The 13,701-nt window shown below is 59.3% G+C and carries 14 protein-coding genes; 5 read left to right on the plus strand and 9 right to left on the minus strand.

Annotation, left to right across the window (positions count from 1 at the left end; translation table 11 throughout):
* Positions 1-73: 73 nt before the first annotated feature.
* Genes H8K11_13180 through lexA form a run of 4 tightly spaced genes read right to left on the minus strand, consistent with a single transcriptional unit; the run spans position 74 to position 5,778 of the window.
* On the minus strand, positions 74-964 hold the full coding sequence (locus H8K11_13180) for a DUF72 domain-containing protein (GenBank protein ID MCS6264700.1): 891 nt from the start codon (positions 962-964) through the stop codon (positions 74-76).
* Positions 915-4,016 (minus strand): DNA polymerase III subunit alpha, encoded by a 3,102-nt coding sequence (locus H8K11_13185; protein ID MCS6264701.1) that lies wholly within the window; start codon positions 4,014-4,016, stop codon positions 915-917. The genes H8K11_13180 and H8K11_13185 overlap by 50 nt, the downstream gene beginning before the upstream one ends.
* Positions 4,017-5,201, minus strand: coding sequence for a hypothetical protein (locus H8K11_13190; GenBank protein MCS6264702.1), 1,185 nt, complete (start codon positions 5,199-5,201; stop codon positions 4,017-4,019).
* Positions 5,202-5,232: 31 nt separating this feature from the next.
* Positions 5,233-5,778, minus strand: coding sequence for a repressor LexA (gene lexA, locus H8K11_13195; GenBank protein ID MCS6264703.1), 546 nt, complete (start codon positions 5,776-5,778; stop codon positions 5,233-5,235).
* Positions 5,779-6,096: 318 nt separating this feature from the next.
* Between lexA and H8K11_13200 the strand changes: the two genes are divergently transcribed.
* Positions 6,097-6,597, plus strand: a complete 501-nt coding sequence (locus H8K11_13200) for a hypothetical protein (protein ID MCS6264704.1) — start codon at positions 6,097-6,099, stop codon at positions 6,595-6,597.
* 102 nt (positions 6,598-6,699) lie between these two features.
* Here H8K11_13200 and H8K11_13205 read toward each other — a convergent pair whose 3' ends face one another.
* A complete protein-coding gene (locus H8K11_13205; GenBank protein MCS6264705.1) occupies positions 6,700-7,227 on the minus strand; it encodes a hypothetical protein in 528 nt (175 codons plus the stop codon).
* Between the two features lie 111 nt (positions 7,228-7,338).
* Between H8K11_13205 and H8K11_13210 the strand changes: the two genes are divergently transcribed.
* Positions 7,339-7,734, plus strand: coding sequence for a DUF423 domain-containing protein (locus H8K11_13210; protein ID MCS6264706.1), 396 nt, complete (start codon positions 7,339-7,341; stop codon positions 7,732-7,734).
* Here H8K11_13210 and H8K11_13215 read toward each other — a convergent pair.
* Positions 7,728-8,702, minus strand: coding sequence for a hypothetical protein (locus H8K11_13215; protein MCS6264707.1), 975 nt, complete (start codon positions 8,700-8,702; stop codon positions 7,728-7,730). The two genes, H8K11_13210 and H8K11_13215, sit on opposite strands and share 7 nt — an antisense overlap.
* Positions 8,703-8,795: 93 nt before the next feature.
* Positions 8,796-9,587, minus strand: a complete 792-nt coding sequence (locus tag H8K11_13220) for a dienelactone hydrolase family protein (GenBank protein ID MCS6264708.1) — start codon at positions 9,585-9,587, stop codon at positions 8,796-8,798.
* A gap of 152 nt (positions 9,588-9,739) precedes the next feature.
* Between H8K11_13220 and H8K11_13225 the strand changes: the two genes are divergently transcribed.
* Positions 9,740-10,729, plus strand: a complete 990-nt coding sequence (locus H8K11_13225; GenBank protein MCS6264709.1) for a Gfo/Idh/MocA family oxidoreductase — start codon at positions 9,740-9,742, stop codon at positions 10,727-10,729.
* A 1-nt stretch (position 10,730) separates the two neighbouring features.
* Here H8K11_13225 and H8K11_13230 read toward each other — a convergent pair whose 3' ends face one another.
* Positions 10,731-10,967 carry an Lrp/AsnC ligand binding domain-containing protein gene (locus H8K11_13230; GenBank protein MCS6264710.1) on the minus strand — a complete coding sequence of 79 codons (237 nt, stop codon included), beginning with the start codon at positions 10,965-10,967 and terminating at the stop codon, positions 10,731-10,733.
* A 72-nt stretch (positions 10,968-11,039) separates the two neighbouring features.
* Positions 11,040-11,558 (minus strand): hypothetical protein, encoded by a 519-nt coding sequence (locus H8K11_13235; protein ID MCS6264711.1) that lies wholly within the window; start codon positions 11,556-11,558, stop codon positions 11,040-11,042.
* Between the two features lie 348 nt (positions 11,559-11,906).
* Between H8K11_13235 and H8K11_13240 the strand changes: the two genes are divergently transcribed.
* Together H8K11_13240 and H8K11_13245 are read left to right on the plus strand one after the other, a co-directional pair.
* Positions 11,907-13,436 (plus strand): YifB family Mg chelatase-like AAA ATPase, encoded by a 1,530-nt coding sequence (locus H8K11_13240; protein MCS6264712.1) that lies wholly within the window; start codon positions 11,907-11,909, stop codon positions 13,434-13,436.
* Positions 13,433-13,663, plus strand: coding sequence for a hypothetical protein (locus H8K11_13245; GenBank protein MCS6264713.1), 231 nt, complete (start codon positions 13,433-13,435; stop codon positions 13,661-13,663). Before H8K11_13240 ends, H8K11_13245 begins: the two co-directional genes overlap by 4 nt.
* The last annotated feature ends 38 nt before the right edge of the window (positions 13,664-13,701 follow it).

The following is a 13,701-nucleotide window of genomic DNA, read 5'->3' on the forward strand; positions in this document are numbered from 1 at the left end:
AGCCGGGTCGAATTGGCGGGCGCCTGCGTGGGAAGCAGGTTATGGGCCAACATCATACTGTCAGAAGGTGCCCTTACTCGCGCAGTGATTCTACGAGGGCTTGAATCGTCAGGGGCGCATTGCCTTCCGCCCGGTTGTTGACCAGCACATAGGTGGTTCGATTTTCGCTGGCTGCTTGTCGAACGAGCCGTACCGTGTCCTGTCGCATTTCCGGCAACTCACCAACAATCCTGTTGTACGGTTCGGCACGTGTCTTTGCCGCCTCGTGAGTCATCTTGAGCGGGGTCTGGAGACGAAACACACTGAACGGTGCGGTAAAGGTCCCCATCCGTTGATGCTGTTCGGCGAGGGACGGCATGAAGGTCCAGTGATTGTAAACATGCGCCACGCCATGTCGCCTGAGCACCTCGTGGTACTGATGGCCCAGCATCCCCGCATTCCGGATTTCAACGGCATACCGAAAGTCTTTCGGCAGGCGTGCGAAGAACCCGTCTAATCCGCTGCAGAATTCTTGGACGGACAGTCCGTGGCGTTGAAATTCGAATAGGAACGGCCCTGCGTGCGGGCCGAATCGTGCGTCCCGATAGGGCTGTAAAACCAGCTTGATGAAGGCGTCCGCGTTGAGAAAGTTCGGATTCCGCTGTCCGGCTTTGATCCCGTACCTGGCATGTGTGGCATAGGTGGGGATGGTGATTTCTTCCCAGACCTTGGCGCACATCTCGAAGTCTTCCGGAATCTGACCTAGATAACGGATGAGCTGGTTGACCATGGTAGGCCGGTAAAATGTCGCATCATTCCCCACGGTGCGAAAGAGTGGCTCGCCTTTGTAGAGATATTGGCAGAATTCCCCGAGACAGTCGCGTGTGAAGCCGGTTTTCGTATAGGTGCGAGTATAGATCTGCCCCTTCCAGCCTTCATAGGTCCAGGTGGAGGTGCCGAAGCGGATCAGGGGAGAGAGTGTCATGCCGCTCAGTGTACGGTTCTCCCGCGTCCTCCTCAAGTACGATGGTATCCTCTGCGTCGGGAGCGGATAAGGGGCGAAGTCGTGTGACTGTGACCGTCACGGTCGCAAAATGTTCTTCCACCACACCGGTGACGAGGTAGGCCTGATCTGAGGCGAGGAGGTGGCAGCACCGCCGGTAGATGTCGGGAAAAAAGGTGGCATCATACAGGCCGGTCTGATCTTCAAAGGTGACAAACTCCATCGGCTCGCCTTGCTTCGTGGACACGATTTTCTCCGTTACCATCCAACCGAGGAGGGTCACGTGCTTCCCGACATGTTGTGCCAGGTCCCGTGCCGGGAGATGCGACAGGCCCGCGACCACGTTTGTAAAGAGCTCCAGTGGATGTCCGCTCAGGGGAAAGCCGAACAGCTCCAGCTCATGGTCGAGCTTCTGCTGAGCCGAGTACTCCGGTGGAATCGGCAGATAACCGGCAGGCTTCCCTGACTGGGCGGCGAAGAGCCTCCAGATCAGCGCCGGTCGGGTCAGTTCTCCGGCGATGGAATCGAAGCAGCCCGATTTGATGAGCAGCGTGGCCTGGGCGATCTCAGGATTCACTCGGACGAGAAAATCTTGTAGCGAGCGATAGGCACCGTGATTCTGCCGCTCCACAACAATCCTCTGAGCGAACTCTTTGCGTAAGGCTTTGAGCTGCATCAGGCCAACCCGGACGGCCTGGTCCGATCCACGATAGGGCCAGTCGCTGGCGTTGATGTCCGGTGGAAGGATTGTGAGCCCCATGCGCCGTCCCTCCGACAGATACGCGAAGGCCGAATAATACCCGCCTTGGTTACTGATGACGGCGGCCAGGAACTCGGCCGGATAATGTGCCCGCAAGTAGGCCGATTTGAAGGACACCTGGGCGTAGCTCGCACTGTGCGACTTACAAAAGCTATAGCCTGAAAAGCTCATGATCATGGCCCAGATCTTGCCGGTCGTCGATCGGTGAACGTCTCGTGCCGCAGCCCCTTCGTAGAACTGTCGCTGATAGTCTCGCAGCTGCCGTTCCTTATGCTTCTTGCTGAGGATCTTGCGCAGCTGATCGCCGTCGTGTGCGGAGAATCCGCCCAAGGCCACCGCCACCTTCATCACATCTTCCTGGTAGACCATGATCCCGTGCGTCTCAGCCAAGACCTCATCCAGCAAGGGATGCCACGAGCGGTAGGGATGGCCGTGGGATCGGCGGACAAAGTCATCGGCATAGACATTGGCGGCGGGACGGATGATGGAAGACACGACCACCAGATATTCAAAGACATCCGCGTGGGCCCGGCGTGCCTTCGGCATGGTCGTCCACAGCTTTTTGAGCAGGAGCCTGGTTGCCGGAGACTCGACATAGAAGCAGCCCATTGTATCCCCGCGGCGGATCAATTCCTGCGTGACCGGATCGCTGATCGGATCCCAGAGTTCGTAGTCGATCAGATGGCCGGTGTTGCGGTGGACGGCAACCAGGGCATCACGAATGACGGCGAGGGAACGATTGCCGAGCAGGTCGATTTTGACCAGCCCCGCATCCTCAGTCTGGTCTTTTTCCCATTGAATGACGGGCCAACCGGAAGCAGAGGTTTCCACCGGAACATACCGGCGGATCTCATCGGGAACCAAGACCACTCCGCCGGGGTGGAGGCTGAGATGGCGGAAATGTCCCTGCAGTTGTCCGGCCCGGAAGAGAATGTCCGGCCAGGGTGGGCGCAATTGCAGGGCGCGACAGACTTCGTTTGCCCAGGTTTGTAAGGCCGAATCCTCGGTCACATTCACGAAATCGGCGCGTCGATGAAGCAGATCCAGCGCCTTGCCGATCTCAGCGGCCGGTAGGCCGTAGACCTTGGCAATCTCACGCATGGCTGCACGCGGGGCAAGGGTATTTTGATTGGCGACCATCGCCGCTTGTTTTGCCCCATAGCGCGCAAACACCCGTTCGAGAATCTTCGAACGTTCGTCCCATGGAAAGTCGATGTCGATATCCGGCGGGTCATGCCGGCCTGGGTTCAGGAAGCGCTCGAACAGCAGATTGTGCCGAATCGGATCGACATGGGTGATGCCCAGACAATAAGAGACGATTGAGGCGGCTGCGGATCCTCGTCCACAGGTACGAGGCGCTTCCCGGACAATCTCATCGACCACCAGAAAGTAGTCGGCATAGCGTTTTTCTCGAATCACCGCCAACTCTGCTTCGATCCGGTGCCGCACCGTCTCGGATAGGGCGCCATAGCGCCGCTGTGCGCCCTCGTAGGTCTTCGTGCGCAGCGACTCAAATGCAGCTTCTGTCGAAAGTTGACGGAACGAGGGGAAGATCGTTTCTTTGAAGGTCCAGTCGGTGAAACAGTCGTCGGCAATACGCCGGCTGTTGGTAAGCGCTTCGGACACATGCGGCAGATACCGCTCAATGACTGTCGGCGGCATGAGCCAGTGGGATGGCGCACAACAGTGCTCCGGCCGGAGCCGGGACAATGTCGTGTTGTCGGCGATGGCGCGCAGCAGGCGATGCGCCTCGAAGTCTGTGGGATGAAGGCAGGCGGCGCGGGTGGTGGCCACCGGCGGCAGCCTGTTGTCCCGGCTGAAGGTGAGCGCCTCCTGGATATCCGATCCCGGAGAAAGTTCGACATACAAATCTTTCGGGGAATCCTTGCGCCAAGCTTTTAATGCTGACAGGTCGTCGGACAGAATGATCAACCCGGCTCGATAGCCTGCCACCGCAAAGATGAAATCGAAGGTGCTCTCCTCGTGACGAGCGGAGAGAAGTCGGCAGAGATTGGCATAACCAGCCGGCGTTTTGGCCAGCAGCACGGCCCGGTGTGCCTCATGAACGAGTTCAGCCCCAAGGATCGGTTTCAACCCTTCGTGCTGCGCGACCTCTAAAAACCGGATGGCTCCATACAGACCGTTGGTATCGGTGAGGGCAAGCCTGTTCTGCCCCTGTGTTCGAGCGGCCTGACAGAGGGCTTCAAGCGTCGGGATGCCCCACATGGGCGAATAGGATGAATGGGTGTGGAGATGCACGAAGCCGGACGACATTCACTGCGTTCTCCCATAACGGATCGCCTGTTCACCGAACCGTTGATGCAGGTGGTCGAGGGCGACGGCGAGTCGCCGACTCTGGTTACGAGCCCATTGCTCCTCCGGTGGCCGTTCTTCGAACAGCGATCCCTGCTCAGCAAAGCCGGTGAGGTCGGTCAACGTGACCGTCATCACGCGAAGACGGATACGCCGCCGGAAGGCGCGCTGAAAGAGCCCCTGGAGCAGTCCGGAGAGATCGATCTCCCAGCAGGTCTCCGGAATCACCCGCGCCTTCGAGGTGACCTCGCGCTGATCGCTGTGGCGAAGGGTCAAGGAGAGCCCGCCACACATCCGGTGTTGGCTACGGAGGGTGCGACAGAGTCTTTGCAGGCTATCTGCCAGTCGTCCCTGGAGCCGTGCATCGTCCACCTCATCGGGGTTAAGGGTGACGGTGTCGTTCAGGACCGGATGGGCGACCGGCGGAAGGACCGGCGTTGGGTCGATGCCCTGTGCCCATCGGGATAGTTGTCCGGCATAGTTGCCCAGTGCCGCTTCGAGGGCGTCTAGAGGGCTGTCTGCCACGTCTCCCAACGAGCGGAGGTTGAGATCGTGCAATCGCTTCAGTACCGTGCGCATGCAGGGGCGATGCACGCCGGGCAAGGCTCGAATCGACAGAGGGGACATAAAGAAGCGCTCCGATCCCGATCGGACATCGTAGAGTTCGGAGGGTTCCACCAGGGTCGCGGCTGTCTGGGCGACGAGTTTATTGCTTCCCACGCCGGCCACGCCTTCGAGATGAAACTGTGTGAGCACCTCCGCTTGAATTGTGGCCGCCACATCACAGGCTGACCCGAAGAGGCGTGTGGTCCCGGTGAGGTCCATCAGGAGAGAACCGGGAAGAAAGGGCTCCCAGGTCGGAGCATACCGCTGGATCACACCGAGGATCGAATGGTTGGCTGTGGCAACCTGGCGAGGATTCGGGGGACGAACGTGCAGGGACGGGCAGAGGCGGCGCGCTCGGTCGAGTGTCATGCCGACGTGGAGGCCGTCTTGTTCCGCCTCGGTGGAGATCTCACGAAGAAGCGCACGAGGAGTGTCGATCGTGGCGATCGCGAGCGGACGGGTTCTGAGTAATGGCTGGCTCAACCGCGCCAGCGCGATTTGCAGAGAGGGGATGGCAAAGCAGACAATCTGACGATCCATGGTCTTCGCTCACGCGGTCTGATGAGCGCACCTAGCGTTTCAGATGCCGGATCACGCCGACGACAATGCCCTCAATGTGAAACGTGTCGGTTTCGTGCACCAGGATAGGCGTCATGGCTTCGTTGGCCGGGTGCAACTCGATTACGCCTGCTGTACGGTGATAGGTCTTGATCGTGGCCTCGCCGTTCAAAAGGGCAATCACGGTTTGGCCGTTTCGAGCCACATCTTGTTTCTGTACGACGACCACATCGCCGGGGAGAATGCCGTCGTCGCGCATGGAGGTTCCCTTGACCCGCAAAGCAAAGGTTTCTCCTCGCCCGAGCATGCTCTTGGGGACCTCAATGCGTTCGGTTTGAGGGATGGGTTCGACGGGATCGCCTGCAGCCACAACCCCGACGAGCGGAATCCGGGATGACTGTGCGAAGGATTGCAGCGCCACTTCGACGACGCCGGGGATTGTGCGTGTCCCGCCTTCATAGCGAGCAATGGCGAGCCGCTTGCGTTTGAGCTGGTCCGCAAGGGCTTGTTGGGTGAGACCGAGAGCCAATCTGGCGCGTTTGAATTCTTCAGGGCTCATGTATCCAATGGATACATGAGCAGACTGTTTCTGTCAATGGTGATTGAGAGGGTCACAGGACCTGCCAGCTTGCAATTTGAGCCGGTGCGATGTGCGAACCATTCTCTGCACACATTGAGCCCCGTCAAAAGCCTTTATGAAGAAACTCAACGTGCTAGAGTGGGGCTGTGCACTCATCGATCTTCTAGGTTTCGGACCGTTTTCAGAAGGGTATTTGCCGGTGTATTCCGCGTCCTGGGCATATGACGATGTCTGATATACTTGCCATAGTTGACCGTGGCATCGTACTTTTGACGCGCTCTTGCGGGAGATTCAGGGATGGTACAACGCACCGCCGAGGTCACTGTGCCGCACGATAATTCTTCAGGGCCGACAGATCCCCAGGAACCACCCGCAGGAGCAGTTCCTGGTCCTGACCTGATCGCATCGAACGGTCCGACCCCTCTCCGCTGTCCGACCCACAAATGCAACGGGCTCCTGAGCACCGACGCCTCCGGTTACGATCCTTATACCGGGTTGGACGTACTGGTGTGCACGCAGTGCAGGCATCGAGGGTTTCGATCCCGTGAAGGTGTGATCCTCTTGTTTCGAGGCGGGTATGAGTTCAAGTTCAGCTATGGGCCGTCACTGCAGACGATCACCGTTGTGCTCAGTTCTGCGTCGGTCAATCTGTGGAGCACGCACGGTGTGAACGATGAGCAACTGGCAAAGATTGCCGCGGAGTGGAGCTTGCTGTGCGGCAATACGACGAAACGAGTTCATTTGGGCATTCCTGCTGAGGAATTCGCCGACTTCTATCTCTATTTTTGCCAAAAGTAACGCGGTCGCAGTCGATACGATTCGATCTTCCTCGCGTCTCCGCGGCAACGTCTCTCCGCGATGCAGGTTCGGTCATCGGAAGCCACATCGGCCGGAGATCGATCACCATTTCCCTAGCCAGTTTCGACACCCTGCATAATACGATGCAATCGCAATAGCCAGGACGAACAGAATTTGCATCACGTGTTGGACAAGCACGCTCGGGTCGATCGTTCGAGTCACGAAGAGCACGCCGGCAGCCACCAACGTGACGACGAACGTGGTGCGCTTCGGGCAGAGACTTCCGTCCCGCTTGCTCTGAGCTGCCAGCACAATCCACACGCAGGCCCAACCGATCGCCCCGACGACGAGCGCGGCGGCAAGATCGGTCATGCCGACCATCAGACTGCTGAGCCCTAATTCCATCTTCGGGCGGCGCGGCAGTTCGATGCGTATGCGATAGAGCTCGCCGACAGAGAGGGCCAGCCAGATCAGCAGAATACCGAGTAGAAAACTGCCGCGTCCCATTTCGTCCGGGAACAGGCGTTTGCGAGCCGTCGTGTCGGAAGCGGGTTTTATGGGGAATCCCTGGAAGTGCGGCGTAAAGTCATAGCCGCATTCGCAATATTGAACGGCGTCAGGATTCGCCATTAAGCAACGGGGACATTCAAGCGGGGTAGGTGTGCCCATTTTTCAGCGAGAGTCGTGTTAGAATCGCGCGCCGTGCCTTTGCCAAGGGCCGTGGCTGCTTAGGAGGATCGTATGGCCGTGTCGGCGCGCTCGTTCAGGTTTGTGTGTCTCGGCGGCCTGTTTGCTGCAACATCCGTGGCCGCAGGTGCCTTCGGCGCCCATGCGCTCAAGTCGATTCTGGATCCCTCCATGCTTGCCGTCTATGAAACGGCGGCACGCTACCAAATGTACCATGCTCTCGGCCTGTTTGTCGTAGCCTGGCTGGTTCGTGAGACGGACGATTCGCTGGCGGTGAAGGCCGGTTGGCTCTTTTGCACCGGAATTCTCCTGTTCAGCGGCAGTTTGTATATCGTAGCGCTGGCGGGAATCAAGTGGATGGGGGCGTTGACTCCCCTCGGCGGTGTCTCCTTTATTTCCGGATGGGCCTGTGTGGCCTGGACCGCCTGGCGAGCGGGACGTGTTCAGTGATGCTGGCGACGGGGTGACGGCGCAGGTTTTCCCCCTCCGTCCGTTACGCAAGTCGCGGTACGTTTACCGGTAATCGATCCCCATCCGCCTGCCGTATTCACAAATGTTCCTTCCAGGCGTTGGCCTTCTCCGGAAAATAGCAGACTGTCTTCCTGCACCCCCGCCCTGGTTTCCCATCGCAAATAGACGCTGTCGCCAAGGACGGTAATTTCCGCAGGACTGGTCGACGAGGCGATTCCTGCGGGGGCGAAGATCACGGCCGTCTTTTCCTCCCGATGATTCTGATGATTGTGAATCGACCATTGCCACGTGCCGCACAATCGCGTGAGGCCACGCTGCTGACGGACCTGATCTTTCCAATTGTACAGACGGAACCATTCCCGATGTACGGTATCGATAGCCCATATTTCGATTTGGGCGATCGTTCCCTGTAGGGGGGCGGCTGCTTCCTGTGCCGGGGATTCTTTGAGCAGCATCAACAGCCGGCGCAGAGGCGTCTCAATGGTCGTGCCTTCAGTCAACCAGGTCATCTGGGATTCGATTTGTCTCTGAAGGGTTTCTCGTTGTTCTGGTCCCGCGGAGGGATCGGCATCTTTGGCGGCTTGTGTCAGTTGCCATGCGGCAAGTCCCCGCACGAGTTCATTGGCCGACTTCGTGAGATCGGAGATCAGGAGCTCCTGGCTCATGGCGGGCGTGAGACCCTTGGCTCCGAGGGTCATGGCAACGTCGTTCAACCCCAGTTGAGGCCCGACGACCGTTTTAAACAGGTTTAACGAATCGCCCTGTGTCGGGAGGGCCGCCAGCGATGCGGCATCGGCCCGCACCAGGTCGTCAAAGGCGGGTAGGCGATTGACCAGAGTCGGTTTGGCTTGTGGCGGCGGTTCGTCGGCTTCGGCAACGACTGACGCCGTCAGCAAGGCGGTGACACAACAGGCAATCAGCAGGGTGCGAACTGAATGATTCGGCATGAGTGCAAATACTTTCCGTGCGTGCGGAGCAGCGGGCGAGAGGCACTGTGCGGCGGCCATCCATGACCGGCGTGCCTGGCCCATCAGTGTCCGCTATGTTCCCTGAAATGACGATTTGAGAAATGCGACGGTGGCGTCCCATGCCTGCGCCGTGGCCTCTGCCTGGTAGCCGGCCGGACGTGTCTCGTCACAGAAGGCGTGAGAGGCCCCGGGGTAGGTCTTGATCTCGATGCGCTTCCCTTGGCTTGCGGCGGCCCGGAGATGATCGACATCCTGCTGCGTCGCCCAGGTGTCCTGTTCGGCTTGGTGATAGAGCAACGGACTCATCATATTTGGAAGCTGGTCGGGAGCGGTGACCTTTCCGTAATAGGCGACGGCGGCTCGCAGCCGCTTGCGTTGGCAGGCGAACCGGATTGCCAGACTGGCACCCATCCCGAATCCGACGACGCCATGGATATTGCGCTTGATGTGTTGGGTGGTATTAAGATATTCGCAGCAGGTGTTGATGTCCTGCAGCAGCAGCTTTTCATTGCACTTGGCCATGAGTGCTTCGGCCACCTCGTTGTTGGCCGTGACCATCCCGCCCAGCCGCCCGTATAACTTGGGAATGATCACCCCGTAGCCTTCGCAGGCCAATCTGGCGCCGAGGTCTGTGATCTGAGAGTTCAGGCCCCACCAGTCATGCAACAGCACGATACCAGGGTAGGCGGTCTTATCTTGCGGCCAGAACTCGATACATTCCACCTGCACGTCTTTGCTTACGCGCGTGCGGATGTACGGATCCACCATGGCATCCGTCGCGGTGGGAATTGCCATACCACTCGGGAAGCGAGCCGTGCCGGTTCCGATCTGGTCCAGTGAAAAGGGTGCTGCCTGAGTAGTCATGGGCGATGAAATCCTTTCTCGATTGACGTCGGCTTGGGCGAATTCCTCCGGTACTATAGGGAGCGTATTTGGGCGTTGTCAATCGAGGCGAGAGCTTGGGCTGCGAGGCATATTGACCCGTCGCCGGACGGTCGGTAGAGTGCGCCACAACGATGTCTCACAAACCGGATGTACCCCTTGGAATCGGACTGATCGGCGTCGGTCATCATGGCAGCCGCTACGCCAAGCATCTTCTGCAGGACTTGCCCGAAGCACGTCTGGCGGCGGTCAGCCGTCGTCGAACCGCCGGGGGGCATGGTCTGGCATCCGCGCCGGCCGTGCCCTGTTACCACGACTATCACGAGTTGATCGCGGATCCTCAGGTGGCGGCTGTGGTCGTCGTGACTCCGCCGGAACTCAATCGGGAGATCTGCCTGGCTGTGGTACAGGCGCAGAAAGCCCTGTTGGTTGAGAAGCCGTTGGCGATATCGGCAACCGACGCCCGTGTCATTGCACAGGCCGCGCTGAAAAGCGGGCAGATCATGATGACTGCGCAGACGTTACGGTTTGATGTCGCCGTGGGGCTGCTGCGTGAGCGACAGGCACAGATCGGCGCCCTCCAATATCTGAGCCTGGCCAGTCGCATGGAGCCTCATGGGATGAGTGAAGACGGGCGGGGATTCGGCGGACGCGGCTGTTTGCTCGAGACCGGCATTCATCTCTTGGACCTGGCTCGTGTCTTAACTGGAGACGAGATTCATACGGTGTCTTGTGAGATGGACGTGGTGCCGCCGGTTGCCGCAGAGCGTCGGGTTCTCGGCCGTTTGACGACTCTTAGCGGTCTGGTGTGCCTTGTGGATGTGTCGCGGGTGTCGTCCGGACGGGTCGGGCGAGTCGAGTTGATCGGAAGCGAAGGGCAGTTATCGGCGGACTGGTGCGGGCAGCGAGTGGCGCAGGTCTCTGCCAGGCATGGGGCCGGCAACTGGTCGAGCATTGCGGAGCCGACCGTGCTCGGGACGCTCCGCGCCTTTGTGAGATCCGTGCGCACCGGCTTGCCGCCTCCGGTGACGATCGAAGACGGCAAGCGCGCGGTGGAAATTGCTGAGGCCTGTTACGCTTCGGCCAGGCAGGGTGGCCGGGTTGTGCCGGTCGAGTACGAGTAACCTACGTTTCCGCCACGATGTGCGTGTCGGTTTCTTCCACGCCCTCGATCGCGTGAATGCGTGTAATCACGACATCCGAGAGCGCCCGTTCGTCCGCCACATTGATGAAGACAAAAATGTCGGGTTGGCCGAAACAAGCGTGAATTTGTTCCACGCCGGCAATGCTTTTCAGGGCGCTGAGCACCGGTTTGCCTTTGCCTGCCTTGACCTTGATGAGAATGTACGCTTTCGTTGCCATGATGCCTCCTCGGGCTACACATCGTGAGAAAAAGTGCGATCGATATCGCCGGCACTCGCTACTGACGGACGGTCATTCCGACTTTGCGCCGGGCATTTCCCGGCGACGTTGGGTATAGACCTGCTGAAAGGTCTTGCCCTGTGTGGAGAATGCGGCGCTGCTCTGTTCATACAGGCGCGCAAGAATATCGAAGTCCGGCTTGCCGATATTGAATTCACGGAATCCCTCACTCAATCCCTCGGTATTCCAGACATTGTCGGTGTGACCGGCGGTCATCACTGCGTCGAAGGTGTCCGCCGACCAGCCAGTCTGTCGAAAGGCGGTCTCAACCTCCTCGGCGCGGGGGCCGAGTGTGACGCGATGAGCATCGGTAAAGAATTGCCGGATTGCGGGATGAGTACTTTTTAAGAACGCCGATTGAAACTGAATGACGGCCTTGATGATGCCATTGGCCTGAGGCGTGCCTTCCGGAGGCAGAATGCCGGCGTCTTCAAACGTGGCAAGCAGGGCCATGACGGATCCGATATACACCGACGACGTGCGTGACGGCTGGGCGACGGGCTGCATGGTGGAACCCGGTTTGTAGCTCACGGGCTGACTCAGAGCGACGGCAGGAGAAAGAAGCGCCAGTGACAGTGCAGTCAGGAGAAGGTACGGTCGGTGTGAGCCTCCAAATGCCTTCGCCTGACTGCTTTCCGAATGTCCGATCATGCTGGATGGACGGGCTGTACTGCGCCGACAATGACGTGCTGTTGGCATGGCGCATTATACAGAACAGATGCAGGGCACGCTACAGCAGGGATGGCGAACAGACAGGACTGGAAGGCGGGAATTGAATTCAGTCGAATCGACTGCCTATAATTCGGCCACTGGAGCCGGTTTGCGGCTGATTTCCTGTTGTGCACTGTTCGAGTCGAACGACGCATACCCGGGGGGACTGTGCTGGCCAACGTGTTAAGTGCGGCGATTGTGGGCGTCGATGCGCATCTGGTTGACGTGGAAGTCGATATCTCTTCCGGTCTTCCTCAGTTCTCCATCGTCGGACTGCCCGATGCGACGGTGCGTGAGAGTCGTGACCGGGTCCGTGCCGCCCTCAAAAATAGTGGCTTCCACTTTCCTGTGAAAAAAGTCACGGTCAATCTGGCGCCCGCGAATATCAAGAAGGAAGGGGCCGGCCTGGATTTGGCCATTGCGCTGGGCATTCTGGCGGCAGAAGATCTCATTCCGCCTGAAGCGGTGAAGGATTTTGTGTTTGTGGGGGAACTCTCGCTGGACGGTCGCCTGAAGCCTATCCCCGGCGCGCTTTCGATCGGTGCTGTCTGCCGACGTCGTCATCCAGTGCTGATCTCGGCCGAGAACGCGGGGGAGGCGGCTCTAGTCGAGGGCGCAGAAGTGTTCCCGATTCATACGTTGCCGCAGGCCGTGGAATTCTTGCGCGGTACGTTGACCATCGCTAAAGTATCGGTCTCGCAGGATGGTTCGGCCTCTTCCGGACTTCCGGAAGACGAAGATTTCGCCGACGTGAAGGGGCAGGCCCATGCGAAACGGGCGATCGAGGTGGCTGCAGCCGGCGGGCATAACCTGCTCATGATGGGACCTCCGGGCGCAGGCAAGACGATGCTGGCTCGTCGTCTGCCGGGAATATTGCCGCTACTGGCTCAGGAGGAGGCGCTGGAGACCAGTCGCATTCATAGCGTAGTCGGGCAACTATCCCAAGAGCAGCCGCTCATGCGACGCCGGCCCTTTCGGGCCCCGCATCACAGTATTTCCGAGGCCGGCCTGATCGGTGGTGGAACGATACCACGACCGGGAGAAGTCTCGTTGGCCCACAACGGCGTGCTGTTCCTGGATGAGGCCGGTGAGTTCGGACGTGCGACGCTGGACGGACTGAGGCAACCGCTTGAGGATGGGCATGTGACCGTGACGCGCGTCAGTGGTTCCCTGCGGTTTCCTGCCCGGTTTATGCTGGTGGCTGCAATGAACCCCTGTCCCTGTGGCTACTATGGAGATCGGACCAAGGATTGTGTGTGCAGCGCCGCGCAAGTGCGACGGTACCGGGGGCGCTTGTCCGGCCCGTTGCTGGATCGTCTTGATCTGCAGATTGAAGTGCCGGCTGTCCCGATTCGCGCGCTTGGAGACGACATGGCTACCAGCGATTCTTCCGCTGTGATCCGCGCGAGGGTGATGGCTGCGCGGGCGCGGCAGGCGGAGCGGTATCGTGGTGATGGCATTTACACCAATGCCCAATTGAAACCGCGTCACCTGAAGCAGTATTGTGCATTGGATCTGCAGAGCCGTGAGCTGCTGGAGCAGGCCATGACCCGGTTGGGGTTTTCTGCCCGAGCCCATGGACGTATCCTCCGCGTGGCGCGTACTATTGCCGACCTGGCCGAGTCTGGTAGTATCGCTCCCGCGCATCTGGCCGAAGCGATTCAGTACCGGAGTTTTGATCGACGAGTCGAGTTGTGAAGGAATCTCCTGTCATCCATACGGCGCGAGTCTTCGCTTGGTGGTTCATTGTCGGTGCGACCATGGCGTTGGCGGTGATCTTGCTGCAGGGTGGGATCCGCGAGGCGCTCCAGGCTCAAGGATCGGTGTGGGAGCTCAAGCTGGTCGAGTTGTTGACGACGATTCTGGGCGGTGGATTGTTAGGCGGTTGTATCGCGTTGATTTTGGACCGGATCAAGAAGGCATAACGGGCACCTTCCGGTGTCGTGCAGGATAAAGGAGTCGC

It is taken from the genome of Nitrospira sp. (assembly GCA_024998565.1).
Classification (GTDB): Bacteria; Nitrospirota; Nitrospiria; order Nitrospirales; family Nitrospiraceae; genus Nitrospira_A.

Bases quoted from the DNA above. Each gene is read 5' to 3' on its own strand.
- H8K11_13180 (MCS6264700.1), bottom strand. From the start codon at position 964: ATGACACTCTCTCCCCTGATCCGCTTCGGCACCTCCACCTGGACCTAT.
- H8K11_13185 (MCS6264701.1), bottom strand. From the start codon at position 4,016: ATGTCGTCCGGCTTCGTGCATCTCCACACCCATTCATCCTATTCGCCC.
- H8K11_13190 (MCS6264702.1), bottom strand. From the start codon at position 5,201: ATGGATCGTCAGATTGTCTGCTTTGCCATCCCCTCTCTGCAAATCGCG.
- lexA (MCS6264703.1), bottom strand. From the start codon at position 5,778: ATGAGCCCTGAAGAATTCAAACGCGCCAGATTGGCTCTCGGTCTCACC.
- H8K11_13200 (MCS6264704.1), top strand. From the start codon at position 6,097: ATGGTACAACGCACCGCCGAGGTCACTGTGCCGCACGATAATTCTTCA.
- H8K11_13205 (MCS6264705.1), bottom strand. From the start codon at position 7,227: ATGGCGAATCCTGACGCCGTTCAATATTGCGAATGCGGCTATGACTTT.
- H8K11_13210 (MCS6264706.1), top strand. From the start codon at position 7,339: ATGGCCGTGTCGGCGCGCTCGTTCAGGTTTGTGTGTCTCGGCGGCCTG.
- H8K11_13215 (MCS6264707.1), bottom strand. From the start codon at position 8,702: ATGCCGAATCATTCAGTTCGCACCCTGCTGATTGCCTGTTGTGTCACC.
- H8K11_13220 (MCS6264708.1), bottom strand. From the start codon at position 9,587: ATGACTACTCAGGCAGCACCCTTTTCACTGGACCAGATCGGAACCGGC.
- H8K11_13225 (MCS6264709.1), top strand. From the start codon at position 9,740: ATGTCTCACAAACCGGATGTACCCCTTGGAATCGGACTGATCGGCGTC.
- H8K11_13230 (MCS6264710.1), bottom strand. From the start codon at position 10,967: ATGGCAACGAAAGCGTACATTCTCATCAAGGTCAAGGCAGGCAAAGGC.